This window comes from Rathayibacter oskolensis, from assembly GCF_900177245.1.
GTDB classification, from domain to species: domain Bacteria; phylum Actinomycetota; class Actinomycetes; order Actinomycetales; family Microbacteriaceae; genus Rathayibacter; species Rathayibacter oskolensis.
Window position 1 is genome coordinate 1,372,186 of sequence record NZ_FXBM01000001.1, and the last position, 21,248, is coordinate 1,393,433.

A 21,248-nucleotide genomic window follows, 5' to 3' on the forward strand; every position below is an offset into this window, starting at 1 on the left:
TCAGCACCGCCGACGTCGGCGGGACCAGGTCAGGACGCGCTCGAGACTGCCTCTGCGATCGGCACGTCCCCCGAGACGAGCTCCCAGGTCCGGCCGATCGATGCGGGCTCCTCGAGCACCGCGACGACCGTCGCCGCGACGTCGGCGCGCGGGATGCTGCCGCGCTCGACGGTGTCGCCGAGCGCGATCGCGCCGGTGCCCTCGTCCGAGGTGAGGGCGCCGGGGCGCAGGATCGTCCAGTCGAGGTCGGTGCCGCGCAGTGCGGTGTCTGCGTCGCGCTTCGCCTCGACGTAGGCGCGCCACGTCTCGTCCGTGTCCTCGGCGAGCGGCTCGTCGACGCCGATCGCGCTGATCTGCACGAAGCGGCGGATCCCGGCGATCGCCGCCGCCTCCTGGCTGAGGACCGAGGCGCCGAGGTCGACGGTGCGCTTGCGCTCGATGCCCGAGTCCGGGCCCGCCCCGGCGGTGAAGACGAGGGCGTCGACACCCTCCAGCGCTGCGGCGAGGTCGGCCGCGGTGGACGACTCCAGATCGTGCACGAGGGGCTCGCTCCCCAGTCGGATGATGTCCTCGGCGTGATCCGGATTGCGGATCACCCCGACGGAGTCGTGTCCGGCGTCGTACAGCAGGTGCAGGATCCGCTGTCCGATCTTGCCGTGGGCTCCGATGACGGCGACGCGTGTCATGGCTGGTTCCTCTCGTCGATGGCGGGTGCGGCTCCCGCGTCGTGCGCGGGGACCGCAGGGGTCCATCCTGCCGACGGCGGATGGGAGGCGGCTCAAGCCGCAGGAGGCTCGGGTTCGGCTGGTCGGGCGGCTCAGAGCCGCCCGCACCTAGGCGGCGAGGCGGTCGTCGCGACCCGTGATCGCGAGGAGCCTGCTCTGCAGAGGCGCCTGCTGGTCGACCGGCACGGGCTGGGCGTAGAGCCCGCTCGCGCGCAGCGTCGCCTCCTGGGGGGCGAAGAGCTCCCAGACCGCTGCGACCAGCTCCTCGTCGAGGGTCTCGTCGCCGCCCGTCGCCCGCGCGAGATCCCAGGCGTGGATGGTGACGTCGGACACGCACTCGCGCATGAACTCGAGTGCCGTGACGGAGTCGCGTCCGAGCCGCAGCACCGCTTCGGGGTCGACCGCCTGCGCCGCGGTCCGCGCTCGGTCCGTCACGCGGCGCCACTCGCTGCGCAGGTCGGCGCCGACGGGCTCGAGCCGGATCGGCGACTCGTCCCCGCCGGAGAGCAGGGTGTAGGCCCGCTGCTGCTCACGGACGACGTGCAGGACGAGGGCCCGCGTGTCCCACTCGGTGTCGGGTGTCGGTGCCGACCAGTCGGCGACCAGGGCGAGCCGGGCGTCGAACGCGGCGTGCGCCCGCTCCTGCAGGTCGAGCCAGCGGCTCATCTCGATGGCGGTGGGGGTGGCGGGCTGCTCGTGCGTCATGTCTTCTCCGGAGCGTCGTCGTCGATGCTCGGGTCAACCGCGGTGGGCGCCCGGCCATTCCCTCGCTCCGGCCCCTCGTGTCGGTGGTGCGTGCGACGATCGATGCGAGCGGAGGCGGTACGTGAGCGAGCAGGACGGCGCGTGAGCAAACAGGACGGTACGGGGCGGCAGGTCACGACCGAGCCCTTCGACGACCCCCGCGCGAGCATCATGCACATCGACATGGATGCGTTCTTCGCCTCCGTCGAGCTGCTCGAGCATCCCGAGCTGCGTGGGCGCCCGGTGATCGTCGGGCACATCGGGTCGCGCTCGGTGGTCACCGCCGCGACCTACGAGGCCCGGCGCTACGGCGTCAACTCCGCGATGCCGATGGCCGTGGCCCTGCGCCGCTGCCCGCAGGCGATCGTGCTCGAGCCGCACATGGACCGCTACCGCGAGGCGTCCCGACGGGTGATGGCGATCTTCGACTCCTTCACGCCCCTGGTCGAGCGACTCAGCATCGACGAGGCGTTCCTCGACGTGGCGGGCGCCCGGAGGATCTCGGGATCGCCCTTCGCCATCGGCACCGAGATCCGCCGGAGGGTCCAGTCCGAGCTGGGGCTCACCTGCTCCGTCGGCATCGCGAGCACCAAGTTCGTGGCCAAGCTCGCCTCCGGCCGGTCCAAGCCCGACGGGCTCCTCGTGGTTCCGGCCGACGGCGTGCGGGCGTTCCTCGACCCGCTGCCGGTCAGCGCGCTCTGGGGAGTCGGGGCCAGCACCGAGGAGGCGCTGCTGCGGAGGGGGCTGCGGACCGTCGCCGATGTCGCCGCGACACCGCTGCCGGTGCTCATGTCCTCTCTCGGCGAGGCGACGGGCCGTCGTCTGCACGCTCTCTCGAACGGAGTCGATCCGCGCCCGGTCGACACGCGTCAGGTCGAGAAGAGCGCGGGGCACGAGATCACCTTCGCTGACGACGTCGGCGATCCCGAGCTCGTGCGCCGCGAGCTCCTCCGGCTGTGCGACAAGGTCGCCGTCCGGATGCGGCGGTCGGGGGTGCGCTGCCGCACGGTCGCGGTCAAGGTCCGCTTCGGCGACTTCAGCACCCTCACGCGATCGCGCACCCTCCCCGAGGCGACCGACGTCGCCCGGGTCCTCTACGAGGCGTCTTCAGCGCTCCTGGAGTCGGCGAATCCGCTCCGACGCCCGGTGCGGCTCATCGGGGTGCGCGGCGAGCAGCTGGTCGACGGCGACGACGTCGCCTTCTCGCTCTGGAGCGACTCCGACGACTGGCGCGACGCCGAGCTCGCGGTCGACGGCGTCGCCGCGCGCTTCGGCAGCGGTGCCGTGCGCCCGGCCTCGCTGATCGCGAGATCGGCTCCCGAGTCGGCCAAGGGCATCGACATCAGCGACACTCTGGCTACGCGGAACCGATCGTCAGACTGATCGGCCGGTGGTCGGAGCCGTTCGACGGCAGCACCCGCAGCGCGGCCGCCGGGACGCCGTCGGCGAGCCCGTGGTCGAGCGGGACGAGCGGCAGGAGCGCCGGCCAGGTGGCGGGGAAGCCGACACCCGACGTGCGGACCAGCCCCGCCTCCGCCAGGACCGGCGCGAGGAGGTGGTCGTCGGTGGCCGTGTTGAAGTCCCCGACGACGACGGTCCGCTCGGAGTCGTCCTCGGCGAGCGCTCCGGCGAGCCCGCCGAGCATGGTGTCCCGCTCCCCGTGGTCGCCCAGCCGGAACGAGGCGAGGTGCACCACCAGCAGGCGCGTCGGTCCGATCGGGGTGTCGACGTCGACGGCGAGAGCGCGGTCCCAGCCCAGACCGAGGTCGAGGGGAGTGCCGCTGGAGAGCTCCGTGCTGCTCCAGATGCCCACGGTCCCGACGACGTACGAGTAGGGGTAGGCCTCGGACAGCTCGGCGTCGACCGCCGAGCGGGCCTCGCCGGTCAGCTCCTGGAGTGCGATCGCCTCCGGTCCACGAGCGGCGAGCTCGGCCACGAGGGGCCCGGCGTCCTCGCTCGCCCCGAGGTTCTGGCTGACGATCGTGAACGCGCCCGACCGCACGTCGTCCACCGGGACCGCGACGGGGAGGACGAGGACGCCGTACACCGTGGCGAGAACGGTCACGGCCGCTCCGGCGATGCGGGAGCGCAGCGCCACCGCGCCCGCCATCAGGAGGACGACGGCGAGCCCCGTCCACGGGATCGCCGTCTCGAGCACCGACAGCCAGCCGGCGGCGTCGGACAGCACGCGGTGGAACGCGAGGAACGCGCTCAGCACCGCGCTCACCACGACCACGCCCGCGGTGCGGGCGGGGCGGGGGCGGCGGGCGCGCGGAGGCATCCGTCGAGTATGACCGGTGGCACGGCGCCAGGGGTGGGGGAGTCCTGTGCGGGTCGGCCCGGCGCTTGTCGCTCCGGAGAGGCGCGGAGTAGCGTTCGGACATGCCCAACATCGCTGTGTCCCTGGCCGACAAAGTCACCTCTGCGGGTGCCGCGACGATCTACGGGGAGCCCGTGACGGTCGACGGCGTGTCGCTGGTCCCGGTGTCCCTGCGCTGGTTCGGCTTCGGCGGAGGCAGCGGTTCGGAGGACGGCCAGGAGGGCGGGGGCGGTGGCGGAGGCGGCGCGGTCGTCCCGATCGGCGCCTACATCAAGGACGACCTCGGCCTGCGCTTCCAGCCGAACGTGGTCTCCGTGCTCGCCGTGGGCATCCCCTTCGTCTGGGTGACCGGCAAGGCGCTCGCCCGCATCATCCGAGCTCTCAAGAAGTAGCGCGGCCGCTCAGCGCACGCGCTGCTGGCGGGCCGTGAACCACTTCTTCTGCGTGCGCCCGAATCCGACGATCAGGCGCTCGACGTCGTCCGGGCGGCGCGGGTCGTAGATCACCGCGACCGGTTCGCCGGCCATCCACGCGTCTCCCCGCCTCTGCGGGACCTTGAGAGCACGGCGCTCGCGCCCGTCGTCGAGCCGGTACTCCACCAGGAGCCTGCCCAGTTCGGCGGCCGCCGCTCGATCACCGCGCGCGGGGTCGTGCGCGAGGACGCGTCCGGGTACGCAGGTGCCGTAGGTCAGCAGCTCTCGCCGGATCCGCCGCCTCCGCTGCCAGAGCAGTGCCTGCAGCAGGACGAGGAGCACCGCTGCGAGGACGAGCACCACCGACCACGACATGCTGTCTATGATTGCTGACGAACACGGGAGTCCGGTGCACCGGGCTGAGAGGAAGGCACGCAGCCTTCGACCGTCGAACCTGATCTGGGTCATGCCAGCGAAGGAACGTTTCGATCTCCTCTTGATACCCGTGCCCTCCATTCGCTCACACGAAAGGGCACGTCAGTGCAGAACACAGCAGTCTCCTCCTCCTCTCCGCGCCGCTCCGGTCGCACCCTCCGCTGGAGGGTGGTCGACATCGTGGTCGCGAGCGTCATCGCCGTCGCGAGCGGCATCGTCTTCTGGGCCTGGGGCCTCGCGACGAACGTCCTCGGCATCGCCTTCGACTTCCTCCCCGGCCTCGGCGGGATCCTCGGCGGCGGCTGGCTCTTCGCCGGTGTGCTCGGCGGCCTGATCATCAGGAAGCCCGGCGCCGCCCTCTTCACCGAGCTCGTCGCTGCCCTCGTCTCGGGCCTGATCGGCACGCAGTGGGGCTTCTTCGTGCTGCTGTCCGGCCTCGTCCAGGGCCTCGGCGCCGAGATCGTGCTCGCCCTCTTCCTGTACCGCAGCGGACGCCCGATCGTCGCGATGCTGGCGGGCGCCGCGTCAGGTCTCGCGCTCGCGATCAACGACCTGATCGTCTACTACCCCGGCGTCGACGGTCTCTTCGCGACCGTCTACGTGGTCTCGTCGATCGTGTCCGGAGTCGTCCTGGCCGGTCTCCTGCCCTGGTTCGCGGTCCGCGCACTCGCCGCCTCCGGAGCACTCGATCGGTTCGCATCGGGCCGCGAGGGCCGCGTGGTCGAGGGAGCGGGCGTCGGCTCTCGATGACGGGCGCGTCGATCCGGGCCCGCGGCTGGAGCTGGCGGCACGCCGGCCGCTCCAGCACCGCGGTGACCGGCCTCGATCTCGACGTCGGCCCGGGGGAGCGGATCCTGCTGCTGGGGCCCTCCGGAGCGGGCAAGAGCACCCTCCTGCACGCCCTCGCCGGCGTGCTCGGCGGCGAGGAGGACGGTGCATCCTCGGGTGAGCTGTCGCTCGACGGTGCCTCGCCGCTGGATCGACGGGGCACCGCCGGCCTCGTCCTCCAGGACCCGGACACGCAGGCGGTCCTCGCACGCGTCGGCGACGACGTCGGCTTCGCCTGCGAGAACCTCGGGGTCCCTCGCGGCGACATCCCCGAGCGCGTGCGCCGGGCACTCGACGACGTCGGGCTCGACGTGCCGCTCGACCGCTCGACGTCGGCCCTGTCGGGCGGGCAGAAGCAGCGGCTGGCTCTCGCGGGCGTGCTCGCGATGCAGCCGCGCCTCCTCCTCCTCGACGAGCCGACGGCCAATCTCGATCCGGTGGGCGTGCAGGAGGTGCGCGCGGCCGTCGAGCGCAGCACCCGTCGGTCCGGAGCGACGCTGGTCGTCGTCGAGCACCGCGTCGACGTGTGGATCGACCTGGTCGACCGCATCGTCGTCCTCGGAGCGGACGGCTCGGTCCTCACCGACGGTGCACCCGACGCGGTGCTCGCCGGAGCCCGAGCGACTCTCGTCGCTGCGGGTGTGTGGCTGCCCGGCGACGTTCCCGAGCGGCGGGCGGCGACGGGGTGTCCGGCACCCGCCGCGCTGGTCGCCGAGTCCCTGGCGGTGGCGCGGCCCGTCTTCGGCCGTCGTCGTCCGGCACCGGTCGCCTCCGGCCTCGACGTCGAGATCGACTCGGGGAGGGTGACCGCCGTCCTGGGACCGAACGGAGCGGGCAAGTCGACGCTCGCGCTCACCCTCGCCGGGCTCCTCCCGCCGGTCGCGGGCGAGGTACGCGCGTCGGCGGCACTGGCCGACGGAGCCTCCGGCCATCCGCACCGCTGGAGCTCGGCGCAGCTCGCCGATCGTGTCGCAATGGTCTTCCAGGAGCCCGAGCACCAGTTCCTCACCGCCCGCGTCCGGCACGAGCTGGAGCTGGGCGCACGCGACGGCGCCGAGCGGCGGCGCGCCGACGAGGTGCTGCAGCGGCTCGGGCTCGACGCTCTGGCCGAGGCCAACCCGTTCACCCTCTCCGGAGGGGAGAAGCGGAGGCTGGCGGTCGCGTCGGCCCTCGTCCGACGCCCGCTGGCCGTCGTCCTCGATGAGCCGACCTTCGGGCAGGATCGGAACACGTGGCAGGTCCTCGTCGATCTGCTGGCCGAACTGCGCGACGACGGCCGCGCGATCCTCACCGTGACGCACGACGAGCACCTGGTCGCGGCCCTCGCGGATGCGACCGTCCTGATCGGCGCTCCGGCGGGAGCACCGCGATGACCCTCCTCGACGCGGTCCCCGCCCGCGGCGCGATCGCCCGCGCCAACCCCGTCGCGAAGCTCCTCGCGAGCCTCGTGATCGCCGTCGTCCTCGTGCTGACGGTCGACGCGGTGTCGGCCGCCACAGCGCTCGCCCTCGAGCTCCTGGTGCTGCCGTTCGCCGGGCTCCGTCTGCCGGACCTGCTCCGGCGCACGGCGCCGCTGTGGATCGCCGCGCCGCTGGCGGGTGCCACGACGGTCCTCTACGGGCGCGACGAGGGAGCGGTTCTCGCCCAGTTCCTCATCGTCAGCGTCACGGAGGGGTCGGTCGCCCTGGGCGCCGCGGTCGCACTGCGGGTACTCGCGATCGGGCTCCCGAGCGTGGTGCTCATCGCGACGACCGATCCCACCGACCTCGCGGACGGCCTGGCGCAGATCCTCCGGCTGCCGTCCCGGTTCGTCCTGGGCGGACTGGCCGGGATGCGGCTCGTCGGCCTGCTGGTCGAGGACTGGCGGACGCTCGCGATGGCCCGGCGCGCTCGCGGGGTCGCCGACGGCAGAGGTCCGGTCCACGCACTGCGGAGTCTCGCGTCCCGCGCGTTCTCCCTCCTGGTGCTCGCGATCCGTCGCGGCAGCCGGCTCGCGACGGCGATGGAGGCGAAGGGCTTCGGGTCGGATGTTCCCCGCACCTGGGCGCGGGAGTCGCGCCTGCGTGCGGGAGACCTGCTCCTGATCCTCGGCGGCGTCGTCGTCGCCGGTCTCGCGGTCGCGTCAGCGGTGCTCGCGGGCACCTGGAGCTTCCTGCTCGATGTCTGATCCGGGCGCGGGCGGCGCGACACCCGCCTCCCGTGTGCTCCGCTCTCTGGCGCGCAGAGTCGTCGACCGCAGGGTGCGCACGATCCTCGTCGACGGGCCGAGCGGCTCCGGGAAGTCGACGCTCGCGGTCGAGCTCCTGCGCCAGGTGAGGGCGACACCGGGCGCCCCCGAGGCGGCCCTCGTGCGGATGGACGATCTCTACCCGGGGTGGTCCGGTCTCGACCGAGCCGTCGACGCCAGCCACCGGCAGCTCGTGCGTCCGCACTCGCTCGGGCTCCCGGCCCACTGGCAGCCGTGGAACTGGGCGGCGGGCACGACAGCGGGCTCCCGAGTGGTGCGGGCGCCGCTGCTCCTGCTCGAGGGGTGCGGGGCCGCGGGAGTCGCGAATCGCGCCAGGGCCGGGCTCACCCTGTGGGTGGAGGCGGGGGAGGAGGAGCGGAGGCGGCGCGCGCTCGCCCGCGACGGCGCGCTCTTCGAGGCGCACTGGGACGACTGGGACGGCCAGTTCCGGCGCTACAGCGAACGGGAGGATCCCCGTGCTGGTGCCGACCTGGTGCTCGACACCAGCGGCGTCGTGGCCTGAGCCTCAGGCCCAGCCGAGCTCGTGGAGGCGGTCGTCGTCGATCCCGTAGAAGTGCGCGATCTCGTGCACGAGGGTCACGTGGATCTCGTCCCGCAGCTCGTCGAGGTCGTCGCAGGCGGCGAGGTGCGGCTCGCGGAAGAGCACGATGCGATCGGGCATCTCGCCGAATCCGTATCTCTCGCGCTCGGTCAGCGCGACCCCGTCGTAGATCCCGAGGAGATCGAGCGAGCCGTCTTCCGGCCGGTCCTCGACGACGAACACGACATTGTCGAGCCCGTCGACCATGTCGTCGGGGAGCGCGTCGAGCTCGGCGACGACGAGGGCCTCGAAGGCCGCCTCGTCCAGCTGGAGCATGACGCCCTCCTCCTCTGACGGCAGTGACGGAACGCGAGAGGCCCGGAGTCCTTCGACTCCGGGCCTCTCGCCGGCACCTACTCTGCAGCACCGATCTTCTGGACACTGATCTCTTGGACACCGATCTCTTGAACACTGATCCGCGACGCGGCCGGTGCTCCTGATGCCCGTGCTCCTGATGCCGGTGCTCCTGATAACTGGGGTGAGTAACGGGGCTCGAACCCGCGACCTCCTAGACCACAACCAGGCGCTCTGCCAACTGAGCTATACCCACCAGGATCGCGTTCCGCGGGGCTGACCCCGCGAAGCAACTGTACGAGAGTACTACATCCGCGAAGCGAACTCGTCCACGACGGCGGCCGACACGGCCTGCACCTCGGCCGTCGTCGGGCCCGGCTCGCCGATGAACGCGGCACGCCGGTAGTAGCGCAGCTCGCGGATGCTCTCGAGGATGTCCGCCAGGGCGCGGTGCCCGCCGTTCTTGGCCGGAGCATTGAAGTAGACGCGGGGGAACCAGCGTCGCGCGAGCTCCTTCACCGTGGAGACGTCGACGTTGCGGTAGTGCAGGTGGGAGTCGAGCTTGGGCATGTACTTCACGAGGAAGGAGCGATCGGTCCCGATCGAGTTGCCGGCGAGCGGCGCGTGCTGCTCGGCGGGGACGTGCTTGAGGACGTACTCGAGCACCTCGTACTCGGCCTCGGCGACGCTCTTGCCCGAGGGGATCTCGTCGAGGAGCCCCGAGGTCTCGTGCATCGTCCGCACGAAGTCGCCCATGTTCTCGAGTGCCGAGGAATCGGGCCGGATCACGATCGAGAGTCCCTCGTCGAGGGGCTCCAGCTCGAAGTCGGTGACGATGACGGCGATCTCGACGAGCTCGTCGACAGCGAGGTCCAGCCCCGTCATCTCGCAATCGATCCAGACAAGACGGTCGGGCGCGCTACTCATGCCCGAAGTCTATCCGCGGGAGCCGACACGCTCCGGGCGCCCGCCAGCCGCCGACCTACACTGGCACACCGTGATGACGCTCGTCTGCTGGATCCTGATCGCCAACGCCGTGTGGAACGCGGTGGTCTGGCCGCCGTTCCTCCGGCGCATCCGCAAGGATCCGCGGGCCCGCGACGCGAGCGGGAGGGCGACGGCGTTCCTCCGCGTCCACACGATCCTGATCGGCGTCTCCCTCGCTCTCGCCGCGGTGTCGCTGGTCGTCGGCGTCGTCGGTCTCGTCCGAGGAGCGTGACGACTCCTCGGCAGGCCTGCGGAGTCGCTCCGGCCCGGGCGGCCCGCGCCCGGTACTCTGGTTGCCCGACGCCCCCGTAGCTCAGCGGATAGAGCAGGAGCCTTCTAATCTCTTGGCCGCAGGTTCGATTCCTGCCGGGGGCACCGTACTAGCGGTAGGAGCCGAGGTCCGGGCGCCGGGTCGCCGGAGCCGCGCATGCACTCGGAATCCCCTAACACACCGTCAATTTCGAGGCAACACCGGCGTGTTTCGGAGGAACGGCGACTCCACTGTGAATCAGGCACCTAGTCTTGGGGTGTCCGGAATTACAACGACGTAAGGAACGGAGGTATGACCATGCTGCTCCTCGCCATTCTCGGTGGAATCGCCGTCGCGTGGACGATCGTCGCGGCGCCCCTCGCCGTGCTGGTCGGCCGAGTCGCTCGTGCACGTGATGCACACGTCTGAGTCGTACAACCCGCACCACCCGCACCACGGAGAAGGCCCCGACCGCACCAGCGGTCGGGGCCTTCTCTGCGTGAACGGTGGTCAGTCGGCCGTGCGCACGGCGGTCGCCGTCTTCGGAGACTCGGCCCGCTCCTCGTCCGCGTCCCCCTCCGACGCGGTCGGAGTGCTGTCGACGGGAGGCAGCTCCTCGACGGTGCGCTCGCGGGAGGGCACGTCGAGACGGTCGACGTCGTCGAGAAGCTGACGCGTTTCGTCGTGGGAGGAACCCGCCGGCGCGGGCGGGAGAACGATGGTCGGCGTCGAGGGGCGCTGGTAGGAGTCGTCCGAGTCGCTCGCTCCGGTGCCGACCACGACCGGGCCGGCCTGCGCGGGGGACGGGGCCGCCGGCTCCGGAGTGCGTTCGGCGGACGAGCCGTCGGTCGATGACGACTCGGTGCCGGCGGGTGCCGGACGCGTCTCGCCTCGCGAGGTCTCGGAGAAGCGCCAGCGCTCGAGATCGGCGAGGAACAGCTTCCGCGCCCGGTTCGGCTTGTCGCGCCACTGGACGAGACGGTCGCGGAACTCGCCCACGCTCGCCTGGGTCTGGTACCCGCCGGTCGAGGAGGTGTGCTTGAGCTCGGCGAGCTCGTGCGCCGCCCAGTTCGCGGCGACGCCCGACCCCTTGATCGGGAGCAGACGGAGGTGCGTCTCGGCCTGGGCGGCCGCACGGTCGCTCAGGATGCGCTCGGACTGGCTGAGCACGTTCCACGCGGACGCGTCGACCGCGGCGTCGATGAGCGTCGCGATCACCGCGTTCTTGCGCTCGTGCTCCTGCTGACGGATCAGGCGCGCGATCGAGGCGCGAAAGACGGCGGCGGTCACCACCACCCCGATCACGACCGCGAGCAGGATGATCACGGCGAGGAACACCGATCGGTGCCCGTCGGTCGTCTGGACCCATGTCACGAATTCGTTCCACCACTGCATGAGCGGAACGTTAGCCCGCAGCGGCCGGAGCGGCGGCTTGACGCGCCGACCGGTCGACGATCGGCGCGGCGCCCCTCGTCAGGCGACGCGGAAGACCTCGACGGCGTCGTCGACGCTCCAGAACTCGCCGATCTCGGCGCCCGACGGCATCCCCGCGCGGAGGAGGCGGGCTCGGAACTTCTCGCCGCGCGGATCGTCGACCAGTTCGATGTGGCCGACGACCGCGCCGGACGAGGTGCTCACGCGCCAGAGGCGGGCGTTGACCCGCGTCAGAGTCGGGGGGACCCGCGTGGCGTGGAGAGTGGACAGGGACATCGGTACCTCCTGCTCGAGTGCTCGGATGCACCCGCCGGCCGAGTGCCTTCGCAGACTACGAGCGACCACCGACACCGCGTTCCCGACGGGTCGGCTGAGCGCTGACGGGTCGGCTCAACGCCTCCCGGGCCGGATCAGAGGGCCGTCCCGTGCACGGCGAACTCCTCGATCGCCGCGGTCTCCTCCGCAGTGAGCGGGCCCGCGTCGAGAGCGGCCACGTTCTGCTCGAGCTGGCGCACGCTCGAGGCTCCGATGACGGCGCTGGTGACCGCGGGAGATCGGAGCACCCAGCTGAGGGCGAGCTGCGCCACCGACTGCCCGCGGGACTCGGCGATCGCCGCGAGACCCCGGACGCGCTCGAGGTAGACCTCGTCGATCCGGTCGGAGGACAGGAAGCGCGAGGTGGCCGCGCGCGACCCCTCCGGGACGCTGCCGTCGAGATAGCGGTCGGTCAGCAGGCCCTGAGCGAGCGGGGAGAACACGATGCAGCCCGCTCCGAGCTCCTGCAGGACGGGGAAGAGGCCGTCCTCGATGTGCCGGTCGAACATCGAGTAGCGGGGCTGGTGGATGAGCAGGGGCACCCCGGTCGCCGCGAGCGCGGCCTGGGCGGCGCGGGTCTGCTCCGGGTCGTAGTTCGAGATGCCGACGTAGAGCGCCTTGCCCTGCTGCACCGCGGAGGCGAGCGCACCCATCGTCTCCTCGATCGGGGTCGCCGGATCGGGTCGGTGCGAGTAGAAGACGTCGACGTAGTCGACTCCCAGGCGCTCGAGGCTCTGGTCGAGCGAGGAGAGCAGGTACTTGCGCGAGCCGCCGTCGCCGTAGGGTCCCGGCCACATGTCGTAGCCGGCCTTCGACGAGAGGACGATCTCGTCGCGGTAGGGGCGGAAGTCCTCGGCGAAGATCCTCCCGAAAGCGGTCTCCGCCGCACCGTACGGGGGGCCGTAGTTGTTCGCGAGGTCGAAGTGCGTGATCCCGAGATCGAACGCGCGGCGCAGGATCGAGCGCTGGGTGTCGAGCGGGCGGTCGGAACCGAAGTTGTGCCACAGACCGAGGGAGAGGGCGGGCAGCAGCAGCCCGCTCCGTCCCACGCGTCGGTAGTCCATGCGGTCGTAGCGGTCAGGGGCGGCGTCGTAGCTCACGCGCAGACTCTATTCCAGCGGCTCCGCCCCGCGGAATGCGCGGACCCGCCAGGGTGTTGACTCGTGTGACGCATCCGGCGCCCCGGCTGCGTCGATGCGACAGGAAGTGAGTCACACGCAATGCGCACATTCGTACTCGCCGGAGGATGCTTCTGGTGTCTCGACGCCGTCTACCGCGTCCTCGACGGCGTCACCGACGTCGTCTCCGGCTACACCGGCGGATCCACTCCGAACCCCTCCTACGAGGCCGTCTGCACGGGTCGGACCGGGCACGCGGAGGCCGTCGCGGTCACCTTCGACCCCGACGTGATCCCGGAGTCGGTGATCCTCGACGTCTTCTTCACGCTCCACGACCCGCGGCAGCTGAACCGCCAGGGCAACGACGTCGGCACGCAGTACCGCTCGGCGATGTTCTACTCCACCGATGAGGAGAAGGAGCTCTTCGAGGAGGCCCGCGACCGCGCCGCCGAGTGGTGGGAGGGTCCGATCGTGACCGAGATCTCGCCCCTGGGCGTCTACTTCGAGGCCGAGGACTACCACCAGGACTTCTTCGCGAAGAACCCCGGTCAGGGCTACTGCCTCGCCGTGGCGCTCCCGAAGGTGAACAAGATCCGCAAGTCCTACTCGCGCTACATCACGGCGTCGTAGCTCTCCTCCCCAGGCGTCGTCGTCATGACGCCGTCCACAGAACGGCCCGCACTCCCTCCGGAGGCGGGCCGTTCGTCGTGACACTGTTCCTGCGGCGCCCGGGTGGTACCAGCCCCCTCCGCCCGGGCGCCGCCTCGATCGCACTCGCGATCACCGACGAGAGGACACGACAATGACCGACACCCTGACCGTCATCGGAGTCATCGGCACCGATCCGCGCAGCATCGACACCACCACGGGCACGGCGATGACGACCTTCCGCCTGGCGTCCGCCCAGCGCAGGTACGACCGCGCGGCCCAGCGCTGGGTCGACGGGGCGACCAACTGGTACACCGTGAACACGTTCAACTCGCTCGCGGGCAACGCCCTCGCCTCGCTGGCGCGCGGCGATCGCATCATCGTTACCGGGCGACTCACCGTCCGCGCCTGGGAGGCGGGCGGCAAGACGGGGACCGACGTGGCGCTCACCGCAGAAGGGATCGGGCACGACCTCGCCTGGGGAACGACGAACTACAGCAGGACGGTCGGGCGGGGAACGACGCCGGCGGCCCCGAGCGCCGAGCCGGGATGGAGCGAGGATGCTCCGGCCTCGGCCGACTCCTCGGCCTCCGGAGACTGGGGAGCGGCGTCGCCCGGTCCGTCCGACGTGTCCATCGCGCCCGCCGAGCCGTCGTTAGAATCGATCGACACTCCGTTCTGAGGGGGTCCGGCGCGGGATCCGCTGCCGCCGGCACGAGCCCTGACGCAAGGAGCGCTGTGACGACACGGACCGCGACGGCCGGCCACACGATGTCTCGCGCTGCGGCGGTACTGATGTCCCTGCTGGTGCTCTCGGGCTGCACCGAGCCGGCGCCGTCCGAGCCGTCGGCCTCGGCCTCCTCGTCGGCGTCGGCCGAGACCGCATCCGAGGCGCCGGCGGCCCCCATCGCCCTCGTCCCCGGCGGGACCGCCGACGAGAACCGTCCGTTCTTCGAGCAGGTGCTCCGAGGGGTCGTGGACGCCGATCCCGAGGCACCGGGACTGAGCGTCGTGGACGCGCTCGTCGCGAACGGCTTCGCGAAGGAGTCGATGCAGCTCACCGCCGACGAGACCTCCGTCGGCCTCGAGGCCGACTCGGTCCAGGTCTCGGTGAAGATGTCGGACGCGTGCCTCATCGGCCAGTACGGGCCGAAGAGCGGCGGGGTCCACGTGATCGTCGCGGCTCCGATCGCGACCGGCGCCTGCCTGGTCGGCCGCACCGTCGCACTCGACGGCTGACCCGCTCGCAGCCGTCAGCCGGTATCCTCGAACCGGCCCCGGACACCGGACCGCCCGCTCCTCTCGAGCGGCAGAGCGGTCGGCAGACGGCAGCATCCGGCCGAGGGCCTCCCGATCACCGGGACGTGCCCGGCGGACTGCGGGGCTCCGAGAACGTACGAGCGGTTGAGGGACTGAAGTGGCTGAATACATTTACTCGATGGTGCGCGCCCGCAAGGCTGTCGGCGACAAGCTGATCCTGGACGACGTCACCATGTCGTTCCTGCCCGGCGCGAAGATCGGCGTGGTCGGCCCGAACGGTGCCGGCAAGTCGACGATCCTCAAGATCATGGCCGGGCTCGACACCCCGAGCAACGGAGAGGCGCGGCTGAGCCCCGGCTACTCCGTCGGCATCCTCATGCAGGAGCCGGAGCTCGACGAGACGAAGACGGTCCTCGAGAACGTGCAGGAGGGCGTGGGCGAGATCAAGGGCAAGATCGACCGCTTCAACGAGATCTCGCTGGCGATGGCCGACCCCGACGCCGACTTCGACACGCTCCTCGCCGAGATGGGCGTCCTGCAGGAGGCGATCGACGCGGCCGACGCCTGGGATCTCGACTCCCAGCTCGAGCAGGCGATGGACGCCCTGCGCACCCCGCCCGGCGACTCGCTCGTCACGAACCTCTCCGGAGGAGAGAAGCGCCGGGTCGCCCTGACGAAGCTCCTCCTGCAGAAGCCCGACCTGCTGCTGCTCGACGAGCCCACCAACCACCTCGACGCCGAGAGCGTGCTCTGGCTCGAGCAGTTCCTCTCGAAGTACCCGGGCGCCGTCCTCGCCGTCACTCACGACCGGTACTTCCTCGACAACGTCGCGGAGTGGATCGCCGAGGTCGACCGCGGACACCTCTACCCCTACGAGGGCAACTACTCGACCTACCTCGAGAAGAAGCGCGCTCGCCTCGAGGTCCAGGGCAAGAAGGACGCGAAGCTGGCCAAGCGCCTCACCACCGAGCTCGACTGGGTGCGCAGCAACGCCAAGGGCCGTCAGGCGAAGTCGAAGGCGCGCCTCGCCCGCTACGAGGAGATGGCAGCGGAGGCCGAGAAGACCCGCGTGCTCGACTTCGAGGAGATCGTCATCCCCGTGGGCCCCCGCCTCGGCGCCCAGGTCATCGACGCCAAGAAGCTGCACAAGTCGTTCGGCGAGCGGGTGCTCATCGACGACCTCAGCTTCACCCTCCCGCGCAACGGGATCGTCGGCGTCATCGGCCCGAACGGCGTCGGCAAGACCACCCTCTTCAAGACGATCGTCGGATTCGAGCCGCTCGACTCCGGCGACCTCAAGATCGGCGAGACGGTCGACATCTCCTACGTCGACCAGAGCCGCGGCGGGATCGATCCGAACAAGAACCTGTGGGAGGTCGTCTCGGACGGCCACGACTACATCACGGTCGGCCGGACCGAGATCCCCTCGCGCGCCTACGTGTCGCAGTTCGGGTTCAAGGGCCCCGACCAGCAGAAGAAGGCCGGCGTGCTCTCGGGTGGAGAGCGCAACCGCCTCAACCTGGCGCTGACGCTCAAGCAGGGCGGCAACCTCCTCCTGCTCGACGAGCCCACCAACGACCTCGACGTGGAGACCCTCGGCAGCCTCGAGAACGCCCTGCTCGAGTTCCCCGGCTGCGCCGTGGTGATCACCCACGATCGCTGGTTCCTCGACCGGATCGCGACGCACATCCTCTCGCACGAGGGCACGGAGGAGGACCCGGCCAACTGGTACTGGTTCGAGGGCAACTTCGAGGCGTACGAGGAGAACAAGATCGAGCGCCTCGGCCCCGACGCCGCCAAGCCGCACCGCTCCGCCTACCGCAAGCTCACCCGCGACTGATGCGCCTGCACGTCGCCATCCCGCTACGCTGGTCGGACTTCGACGCCTACGCGCACGTCAACAACGCCGAGATGCTGCGCCTGCTCGAGGAGGCGCGCATCCAGGCCTTCTGGCGGCCGGACTCGCCGGAGGCCGGTGGGATGGCGACGGCGGTGCTCGACGCGCGCCCCGGTGCTCGCACGATCAGCCTCATCGCCCGGCAGGAGATCGAGTACTCCGCCCCCATCCCGTACATGCGGGCTCCGATCGACATCGAGCTGTGGATCGGCCGGATCGGCGGTGCCAGCCTCGAGGTCTGCTACGAGCTCTACTCGCCCGTCGGCGTGGCGCCGCGGGTGCTCTACACGAAGGCCGCGACCACGCTGGTCATGGTCACCGCCGCGACCGGGCGGCCGGAGCGGATCCCGGAGGAGCTCCGGAGCATCTGGGCTCCCTACGTCGACGAGCCGGTGACGTTCTCCAAGCGGGGCTGAACGGCGGACTTCTCCGAGCCGGACGGGTTCCTGCGAACCGGACGCGGTTCCGCGAGGCGGAGGTGAGCCGGGCGGCGGTCCTGCGAGCCGGAGGTCAGGCGCGCGGGACGCGCACCATGCCCTCCTGGGCGACGCTCGCGACGAGCACGCCGTCGCGGGAGTAGATGCGGCCCAGCGACAGGCCGCGCCCACCCGAGGCGCTCGGCGCCTCCTGCACGTACAGCAGCCACTCGTCGACCCGCGCGGGCCGGTGCCACCACATGGCGTGGTCGAGGCTCGCGATCCGCAGGCCCGGCGTGATCCAGGCCGCGCCGTGACGGCGGAGCGCCGACTCGAGGATCGTGTAGTCGCTCGCGTAGGCGAGCGCCGCGCGATGCAGCATCGGGTCGTCGGGCAGCGGGCCGAGCGCGCGCATCCAGACGCTCTGGTGCGCGATGCGCTGCGGATCGGCGCGGAGGTACACGGGCTGCTCGACGTGGCGGACGTCGAACGGCCTCTGGGTCGCCCAGAAGCTGCCGACCGGGTGGTCGACGCCGGCGAGCACCTCCGCGGTGCTGGGCAGCGACTCCGGATCGGGCACCCCCTCGGGCATCGGCGTCTGGTGGTCGAGGCCCTCGTCGTCGGTCTGGAACGAGGCGATCATCGAGAGGATCGGCGCTCCGTTCTGGTAGGCCTGGGTCCGCCGGGTGCAGAACGAGCGCCCGTCGTGGATCCGATCGACCGAGAACGTGATCGGGTGGGCGACGTCGCCCGGCCGGAGGAAGTAGCCGTGCATCGAGTGCACACTCCGGCCCTCCTCGACCGTGCGCCCCGCCGCAATCAGCGACTGCGCGAGCACCTGTCCGCCGAAGACGCGTCCCTCGGGCATCCACTGCGACGGGCCGGTGAAGATGTCCTCGCTGGTCCGAGCACCCGTGTCCGTCAGATCGAGCGCGGCCAGGAAGGAGGACAGGGGATCGGGCACGGTACCTCCGGGGTGTCGACCGATCTCGCGACCGGCTGCGGGTAAGTTTATCGACGCGATGAGTGCGTCCTTCTCGCTCGCGGATCCTCCGAGCCTGTCCGATCTGCGGGTCTTCCTCGGCAGGTCCGCCCGAGTCGACGACGGCGCCGTACGGCTCCTGGCGCAGGACCGGATCCTCGCCGCCTACACGGCCATCCTCCAGCCCCGCGGGATCCTCGACCGCTCCTCGACGGTCCTGGGTCTCCGGGTCTTCGCGCTCGACGAGCCGACCTCCTTCGACCGCGTCGTCCCCATCCGCGCGCTCTCCGATCGACTCGCGCGGCTGCAGTGGGAGCCGGGGGGCGCGGATGGCAAGCCGGTCACCCTTCCCGACGGCGACGACGCGACCGCCGGCGCCTGGGCGGGGATCGCCCCGCCGCGCGGGGGATGGACCCGGCGCGAGCCGATCGATCCGGTCTTCCTCGAGCGAGTCGCCCGGGAGGGGATCGACGAGATCGCCGCGGCGGTCGGTTCCCAGACCGGTGAGCAGATCGTCTCGAGGGTGCGCTCGTCGGTGTGGGGACGACCGCTCGAGGGCCTCGAGGACGTCCCCGCCGGCGCGGCGTTCGCGCTCTTCGCGCTCGGCTTCCTCGGAGCCGACGACCCCGTCGCCCTGCTCGAGAGCGGGGCGTGGCGCCGACTGACGTCCAAGCGCGGACACGTCCTCGTGCGCACCCCTTCCTGAGCATCCGGGCCCGCGCCTCCCCCGTTCGGGCACCGACGGCCGGCGCGCGCGTCCCGGCTACTCCTCGAAGGTGTTGACCATCGCGTGGGCGGCGCGCTCCAGATAGTCCCAGAGCATCGCGTCGTCGGCCGGCGCCAGCTCGAGCTCGTCGACCGCGACCCGCATGTGCTGGAGCCAGTGGTCCCGCGCCTCGGGGTTCACGCGGAACGGCTGGTGGCGCATCCGGAGTCGCGGGTGCCCCCGCTCCTGGCTGTAGGTGCTGGGGCCGCCCCAGTACTGCTCGAGGAACCCGGTGAGACGCTGGATCGCGCCCTCGAGGTCGTGCTCGGGGTACATCGGCCAGAGGACCTCGTCCTCGCGGACGCCCTCGTAGAAGCGGCGCACCAGCCGCTCGAAGGTGGGTCGGCCGCCGAGGTGCTCCCAGAAGCTGCGCAGCGGAGGGGTCCCGCCGATCTGCAGGCCGCTCACGAGCGCGGCCCCTGAGCCGGAGGAGTGGGGGCGCCGTCGGCCGGCGGGCTCGGCTCCTTCGATCTGCGGAGCGCACGGGGGAGTCGCACCGGTTTGCCGTGCTCGGTGGTGATGGTGGGCGACGGAGTCGTGCGCGGCCCCTTCGCGCCTCCGACGCTCGCCGCCCCCTCGAACCCGCTCAGCACGACCGCCGAGAGGGAGGGGAGCTTCACATCGAGCGCGTCGAGCGACCGCTTGAGGCGGATCCGGAGCTCGCGGGCGACGTCGTCCCTGGCCGTCGTCCGCGTCTTCAGGACGAGTCGGATGACCAGGGCGTCGTCCGCGATCGACTCGAGGCCCCACAGCTCCGGCTTGTCGATGATGCGCGCCCGCCAGCGGCTGCTCGCCGCGAGTTCGTTGGCGGTCTGCAGGATCGCCGACTGGACCGTCTCGAGATCGGTCTCGTAGGGCACGGCGAGGTCGATGATGACCCGCGACCAGCCCTGCGACATGTTGCCGACCCGGATGATCTCGCCGTTCCGCACGAACCAGAGCGTGCCGTTCACGTCTCGGATCTGGGTGATGCGCACGCCCACCGACTCGACGACTCCGGTCGCCTGGCCCGTGTCGACGACGTCGCCGACGCCGAGCTGGTCCTCCGCGACCATGAAGAGCCCGTTCAGTACGTCCTTGACGATGTTCTGGGCGCCGAAGCCGAGACCGGCGCCGAGGGCCGCGGTGAGCAGGGCGAAGGAGCTGATCAGATCGGGGCTGATCGCGCCCACGAGCATCACCAGCGCGATGATCACGATGAGGATCGAGGTGATGTTGTTCAGGATCGACCCGAGCGTCCTGGTCCGCTGCACGACCCTGACCGCGGCCAGCGGCGACGCGGCGATCGCCTGAGTGTCCTCGACGCGCTGGCGCTTCTTGACTCCCGAGACGATCTGATCGACCACGCGGCCGATCACGAAGTGCGCGATCACTCGGACGACGAGGGCGCCGACGATGATGCTCACCACCTGGATGATCGTCCAGAACGCGTCGGAGTCGAAGAACGAGATGGTGGCGGCCACGGGATCGGGGGTGGAGGTCTCGAGAAGCAGCATGACCGTTCCAGGTTAAGGGACGCTCCGCGGGCGGTCGGGCCGGCTCCGCCGATCCCGAGGGGTCCGCAGCTCCGATTCCCAGCGCTCGTCCGGCCCGGGCCCGGCGCGTATAGATTCGACGAGGGCCTCACGCCCCGCAGCTCTCAGACCTCGCCCTCAGGGGAAGGACCCCGATGCTCCACTCCACCCGGACTCCCGCCGACAAGCGCCGACTCTTCCGCGAGAGGCTCGCGACGGGTGAGCTGCTGCAGCTGCCGGGCGCGTTCACCCCGCTCTCGGCCCGCCTCATCGAGGAGAAGGGCTTCGACGGCGTCTACGTGTCGGGCGCCGTGCTGTCGGCCGAGCTGGGCCTCCCGGACATCGGCCTGACGACCCTCAGCGAGGTCGCGGGGCGCGGGCAGCAGATCGCGCGCATGACCGATCTGCCCGTCCTCGTCGACGCGGACACCGGCTTCGGCGAGCCGCTCAACGTGGCGCGCACCGTGCAGATGCTCGAGGACTCCGGAGTCGCAGGTCTCCACATCGAGGACCAGGTCAATCCGAAGCGCTGCGGCCACCTCGACGGGAAGGCCGTCGTCGACGAGAGCACATCAGTCCGCCGCATCGCCGCGGCGGTCGACGCGCGCCGCGATCCGGGCCTGGTGATCATGGCGAGGACCGACATCCGGGCGATCGACGGACTCGACGCGGCGATCGACCGCGCCAAGCGGCTCGTCGACGCCGGAGCCGACGCGATCTTCCCGGAGGCGATGCGCGACCTCGGCGAGTTCGAGGCGGTCCGCGCGGCGGTGGATGTGCCGGTGCTCGCGAACATGACCGAGTTCGGCAAGAGCGAGCTGTTCACGGCCCGCCAGCTCGCCGACGTCGGCGTGAACATCGTGATCTACCCGGTCTCGCTCTTGCGCATCGCGATGGGCGCCGCGATGCGAGCGCTCGACACGCTCAAGGCCGACGGCTCCCTCCGTGCCGAGGTGCCGGGGATGCAGACCAGGGCCGAGCTGTACGAGCTGCTCGACTACGCGTCCTACAGCCGCTTCGACGAGGGCGTCTTCGACTTCAGCCTCGCCGAGCACCACGGCGCCTGACGACTCC

General features: G+C 71.2%; 26 protein-coding genes, 2 tRNA genes and 1 riboswitch. Of the genes, 15 read left to right on the plus strand and 13 right to left on the minus strand.

The genetic code is table 11. The annotated features are described in order from the left end of the window. Nucleotides 1-29: 29 nt before the first annotated feature. Nucleotides 30-686: an SDR family oxidoreductase gene (locus tag B9Y99_RS06635; RefSeq protein ID WP_085475731.1), complete on the minus strand. Its 657-nt coding sequence runs from the start codon at nucleotides 684-686 to the stop codon at nucleotides 30-32. 147 nt (nucleotides 687-833) lie between these two features. Then, nucleotides 834-1,430: a TIGR03086 family metal-binding protein gene (locus B9Y99_RS06640; protein ID WP_244274787.1), complete on the minus strand. Its 597-nt coding sequence runs from the start codon at nucleotides 1,428-1,430 to the stop codon at nucleotides 834-836. Nucleotides 1,431-1,571: 141 nt separating this feature from the next. Between B9Y99_RS06640 and dinB the strand changes: the two genes are divergently transcribed. Continuing rightward, the gene (gene dinB, locus B9Y99_RS06645; protein ID WP_085475732.1) at nucleotides 1,572-2,852 is read left to right on the plus strand and encodes a DNA polymerase IV; all 1,281 of its coding nucleotides are present in this window, start codon (nucleotides 1,572-1,574) and stop codon (nucleotides 2,850-2,852) included. On the opposite strand, the gene B9Y99_RS06650 is transcribed toward dinB, so the two are convergent. Continuing rightward, nucleotides 2,827-3,750 carry an endonuclease/exonuclease/phosphatase family protein gene (locus tag B9Y99_RS06650; protein ID WP_085475733.1) on the minus strand — a complete coding sequence of 308 codons (924 nt, stop codon included), beginning with the start codon at nucleotides 3,748-3,750 and terminating at the stop codon, nucleotides 2,827-2,829. The two genes, dinB and B9Y99_RS06650, sit on opposite strands and share 26 nt — an antisense overlap. Before the next feature lie 101 nt (nucleotides 3,751-3,851). Between B9Y99_RS06650 and B9Y99_RS06655 the strand changes: the two genes are divergently transcribed. Beyond that, nucleotides 3,852-4,181, plus strand: coding sequence for a hypothetical protein (locus B9Y99_RS06655; RefSeq protein ID WP_085475734.1), 330 nt, complete (start codon nucleotides 3,852-3,854; stop codon nucleotides 4,179-4,181). A gap of 9 nt (nucleotides 4,182-4,190) precedes the next feature. On the opposite strand, the gene B9Y99_RS06660 is transcribed toward B9Y99_RS06655, so the two are convergent. Then, a complete protein-coding gene (locus tag B9Y99_RS06660; protein WP_085475735.1) occupies nucleotides 4,191-4,577 on the minus strand; it encodes a DUF3592 domain-containing protein in 387 nt (128 codons plus the stop codon). Between the two features lie 14 nt (nucleotides 4,578-4,591). After that, nucleotides 4,592-4,700, plus strand: a riboswitch (TPP riboswitch). A gap of 42 nt (nucleotides 4,701-4,742) precedes the next feature. Here B9Y99_RS06660 and B9Y99_RS06665 point away from each other — a divergent pair. From B9Y99_RS06665 to B9Y99_RS06680, 4 genes are read left to right on the plus strand one after another with little or no spacing between them, the layout of a single operon-like run. Then, entirely contained in the window at nucleotides 4,743-5,387 is a 645-nt protein-coding gene (locus B9Y99_RS06665; RefSeq protein WP_085475736.1) for an ECF transporter S component, read from the plus strand. Further along, nucleotides 5,384-6,838, plus strand: a complete 1,455-nt coding sequence (locus B9Y99_RS06670) for an ABC transporter ATP-binding protein (RefSeq protein WP_085475737.1) — start codon at nucleotides 5,384-5,386, stop codon at nucleotides 6,836-6,838. Before B9Y99_RS06665 ends, B9Y99_RS06670 begins: the two co-directional genes overlap by 4 nt. After that, nucleotides 6,835-7,632, plus strand: a complete 798-nt coding sequence (locus tag B9Y99_RS06675) for an energy-coupling factor transporter transmembrane component T family protein (protein WP_085475738.1) — start codon at nucleotides 6,835-6,837, stop codon at nucleotides 7,630-7,632. The genes B9Y99_RS06670 and B9Y99_RS06675 overlap by 4 nt, the downstream gene beginning before the upstream one ends. Continuing rightward, nucleotides 7,625-8,215 (plus strand): nucleoside/nucleotide kinase family protein, encoded by a 591-nt coding sequence (locus B9Y99_RS06680; protein WP_085475739.1) that lies wholly within the window; start codon nucleotides 7,625-7,627, stop codon nucleotides 8,213-8,215. The genes B9Y99_RS06675 and B9Y99_RS06680 overlap by 8 nt, the downstream gene beginning before the upstream one ends. 3 nt (nucleotides 8,216-8,218) lie before the next feature. On the opposite strand, the gene B9Y99_RS06685 is transcribed toward B9Y99_RS06680, so the two are convergent. From B9Y99_RS06685 to orn, 3 genes are all read right to left on the minus strand, one after another. Further along, nucleotides 8,219-8,569: a metallopeptidase family protein gene (locus B9Y99_RS06685; protein ID WP_085475740.1), complete on the minus strand. Its 351-nt coding sequence runs from the start codon at nucleotides 8,567-8,569 to the stop codon at nucleotides 8,219-8,221. A 198-nt stretch (nucleotides 8,570-8,767) separates the two neighbouring features. Next, a tRNA-His gene (locus tag B9Y99_RS06690) sits at nucleotides 8,768-8,843 on the minus strand. 50 nt (nucleotides 8,844-8,893) lie between these two features. Further along, nucleotides 8,894-9,514: an oligoribonuclease gene (orn, locus tag B9Y99_RS06695; RefSeq protein ID WP_085475741.1), complete on the minus strand. Its 621-nt coding sequence runs from the start codon at nucleotides 9,512-9,514 to the stop codon at nucleotides 8,894-8,896. A 73-nt stretch (nucleotides 9,515-9,587) separates the two neighbouring features. Between orn and B9Y99_RS06700 the strand changes: the two genes are divergently transcribed. Both B9Y99_RS06700 and B9Y99_RS06705 read left to right on the plus strand, forming a co-directional pair. Beyond that, nucleotides 9,588-9,806, plus strand: coding sequence for an SCO4848 family membrane protein (locus B9Y99_RS06700; RefSeq protein ID WP_208856917.1), 219 nt, complete (start codon nucleotides 9,588-9,590; stop codon nucleotides 9,804-9,806). A gap of 70 nt (nucleotides 9,807-9,876) precedes the next feature. Beyond that, nucleotides 9,877-9,949 (plus strand) — tRNA-Arg (locus B9Y99_RS06705). A 385-nt stretch (nucleotides 9,950-10,334) separates the two neighbouring features. Here the strand turns inward: B9Y99_RS06705 and B9Y99_RS06710 are convergent. The 3 genes from B9Y99_RS06710 to B9Y99_RS06720 form a co-directional block, all read right to left on the minus strand. Then, entirely contained in the window at nucleotides 10,335-11,198 is an 864-nt protein-coding gene (locus B9Y99_RS06710; RefSeq protein WP_129587922.1) for a LapA family protein, read from the minus strand. Between the two features lie 99 nt (nucleotides 11,199-11,297). Next, nucleotides 11,298-11,534, minus strand: coding sequence for a hypothetical protein (locus B9Y99_RS06715; protein ID WP_085475744.1), 237 nt, complete (start codon nucleotides 11,532-11,534; stop codon nucleotides 11,298-11,300). A 134-nt stretch (nucleotides 11,535-11,668) separates the two neighbouring features. Beyond that, nucleotides 11,669-12,673: an aldo/keto reductase gene (locus tag B9Y99_RS06720; RefSeq protein WP_085475745.1), complete on the minus strand. Its 1,005-nt coding sequence runs from the start codon at nucleotides 12,671-12,673 to the stop codon at nucleotides 11,669-11,671. A 120-nt stretch (nucleotides 12,674-12,793) separates the two neighbouring features. On the opposite strand from B9Y99_RS06720, the gene msrA reads away from it, so the two are divergent. From msrA to B9Y99_RS06745, 5 genes are all read left to right on the plus strand, one after another. Further along, nucleotides 12,794-13,321 (plus strand): peptide-methionine (S)-S-oxide reductase MsrA, encoded by a 528-nt coding sequence (gene msrA, locus B9Y99_RS06725; RefSeq protein ID WP_085475746.1) that lies wholly within the window; start codon nucleotides 12,794-12,796, stop codon nucleotides 13,319-13,321. A 172-nt stretch (nucleotides 13,322-13,493) separates the two neighbouring features. After that, the gene (locus B9Y99_RS06730; protein WP_085475747.1) at nucleotides 13,494-14,021 is read left to right on the plus strand and encodes a single-stranded DNA-binding protein; all 528 of its coding nucleotides are present in this window, start codon (nucleotides 13,494-13,496) and stop codon (nucleotides 14,019-14,021) included. A 56-nt stretch (nucleotides 14,022-14,077) separates the two neighbouring features. Beyond that, entirely contained in the window at nucleotides 14,078-14,578 is a 501-nt protein-coding gene (locus tag B9Y99_RS18730) for a DUF6993 domain-containing protein (protein ID WP_165759552.1), read from the plus strand. 178 nt (nucleotides 14,579-14,756) lie between these two features. After that, nucleotides 14,757-16,439 (plus strand): energy-dependent translational throttle protein EttA, encoded by a 1,683-nt coding sequence (ettA, locus tag B9Y99_RS06740; protein ID WP_085475748.1) that lies wholly within the window; start codon nucleotides 14,757-14,759, stop codon nucleotides 16,437-16,439. Continuing rightward, on the plus strand, nucleotides 16,439-16,912 hold the full coding sequence (locus B9Y99_RS06745) for an acyl-CoA thioesterase (protein ID WP_085475749.1): 474 nt from the start codon (nucleotides 16,439-16,441) through the stop codon (nucleotides 16,910-16,912). Before ettA ends, B9Y99_RS06745 begins: the two co-directional genes overlap by 1 nt. Before the next feature lie 94 nt (nucleotides 16,913-17,006). Here the strand turns inward: B9Y99_RS06745 and B9Y99_RS06750 are convergent, their stop codons facing one another. Next, on the minus strand, nucleotides 17,007-17,876 hold the full coding sequence (locus B9Y99_RS06750) for an acyl-CoA thioesterase (RefSeq protein WP_244274788.1): 870 nt from the start codon (nucleotides 17,874-17,876) through the stop codon (nucleotides 17,007-17,009). A 58-nt stretch (nucleotides 17,877-17,934) separates the two neighbouring features. On the opposite strand from B9Y99_RS06750, the gene B9Y99_RS06755 reads away from it, so the two are divergent. Continuing rightward, on the plus strand, nucleotides 17,935-18,600 hold the full coding sequence (locus B9Y99_RS06755) for a DUF8185 domain-containing protein (RefSeq protein WP_085475750.1): 666 nt from the start codon (nucleotides 17,935-17,937) through the stop codon (nucleotides 18,598-18,600). A 57-nt stretch (nucleotides 18,601-18,657) separates the two neighbouring features. Here B9Y99_RS06755 and B9Y99_RS06760 read toward each other — a convergent pair whose 3' ends face one another. Then, on the minus strand, nucleotides 18,658-19,068 hold the full coding sequence (locus B9Y99_RS06760) for a globin (protein WP_280157849.1): 411 nt from the start codon (nucleotides 19,066-19,068) through the stop codon (nucleotides 18,658-18,660). After that, nucleotides 19,065-20,156: a mechanosensitive ion channel family protein gene (locus B9Y99_RS06765; protein ID WP_085475751.1), complete on the minus strand. Its 1,092-nt coding sequence runs from the start codon at nucleotides 20,154-20,156 to the stop codon at nucleotides 19,065-19,067. The genes B9Y99_RS06760 and B9Y99_RS06765 overlap by 4 nt, the downstream gene beginning before the upstream one ends. A gap of 173 nt (nucleotides 20,157-20,329) precedes the next feature. Between B9Y99_RS06765 and prpB the strand changes: the two genes are divergently transcribed. Next, nucleotides 20,330-21,241 carry a methylisocitrate lyase gene (prpB, locus tag B9Y99_RS06770; RefSeq protein WP_085475752.1) on the plus strand — a complete coding sequence of 304 codons (912 nt, stop codon included), beginning with the start codon at nucleotides 20,330-20,332 and terminating at the stop codon, nucleotides 21,239-21,241. Nucleotides 21,242-21,248 lie beyond the last annotated feature (7 nt).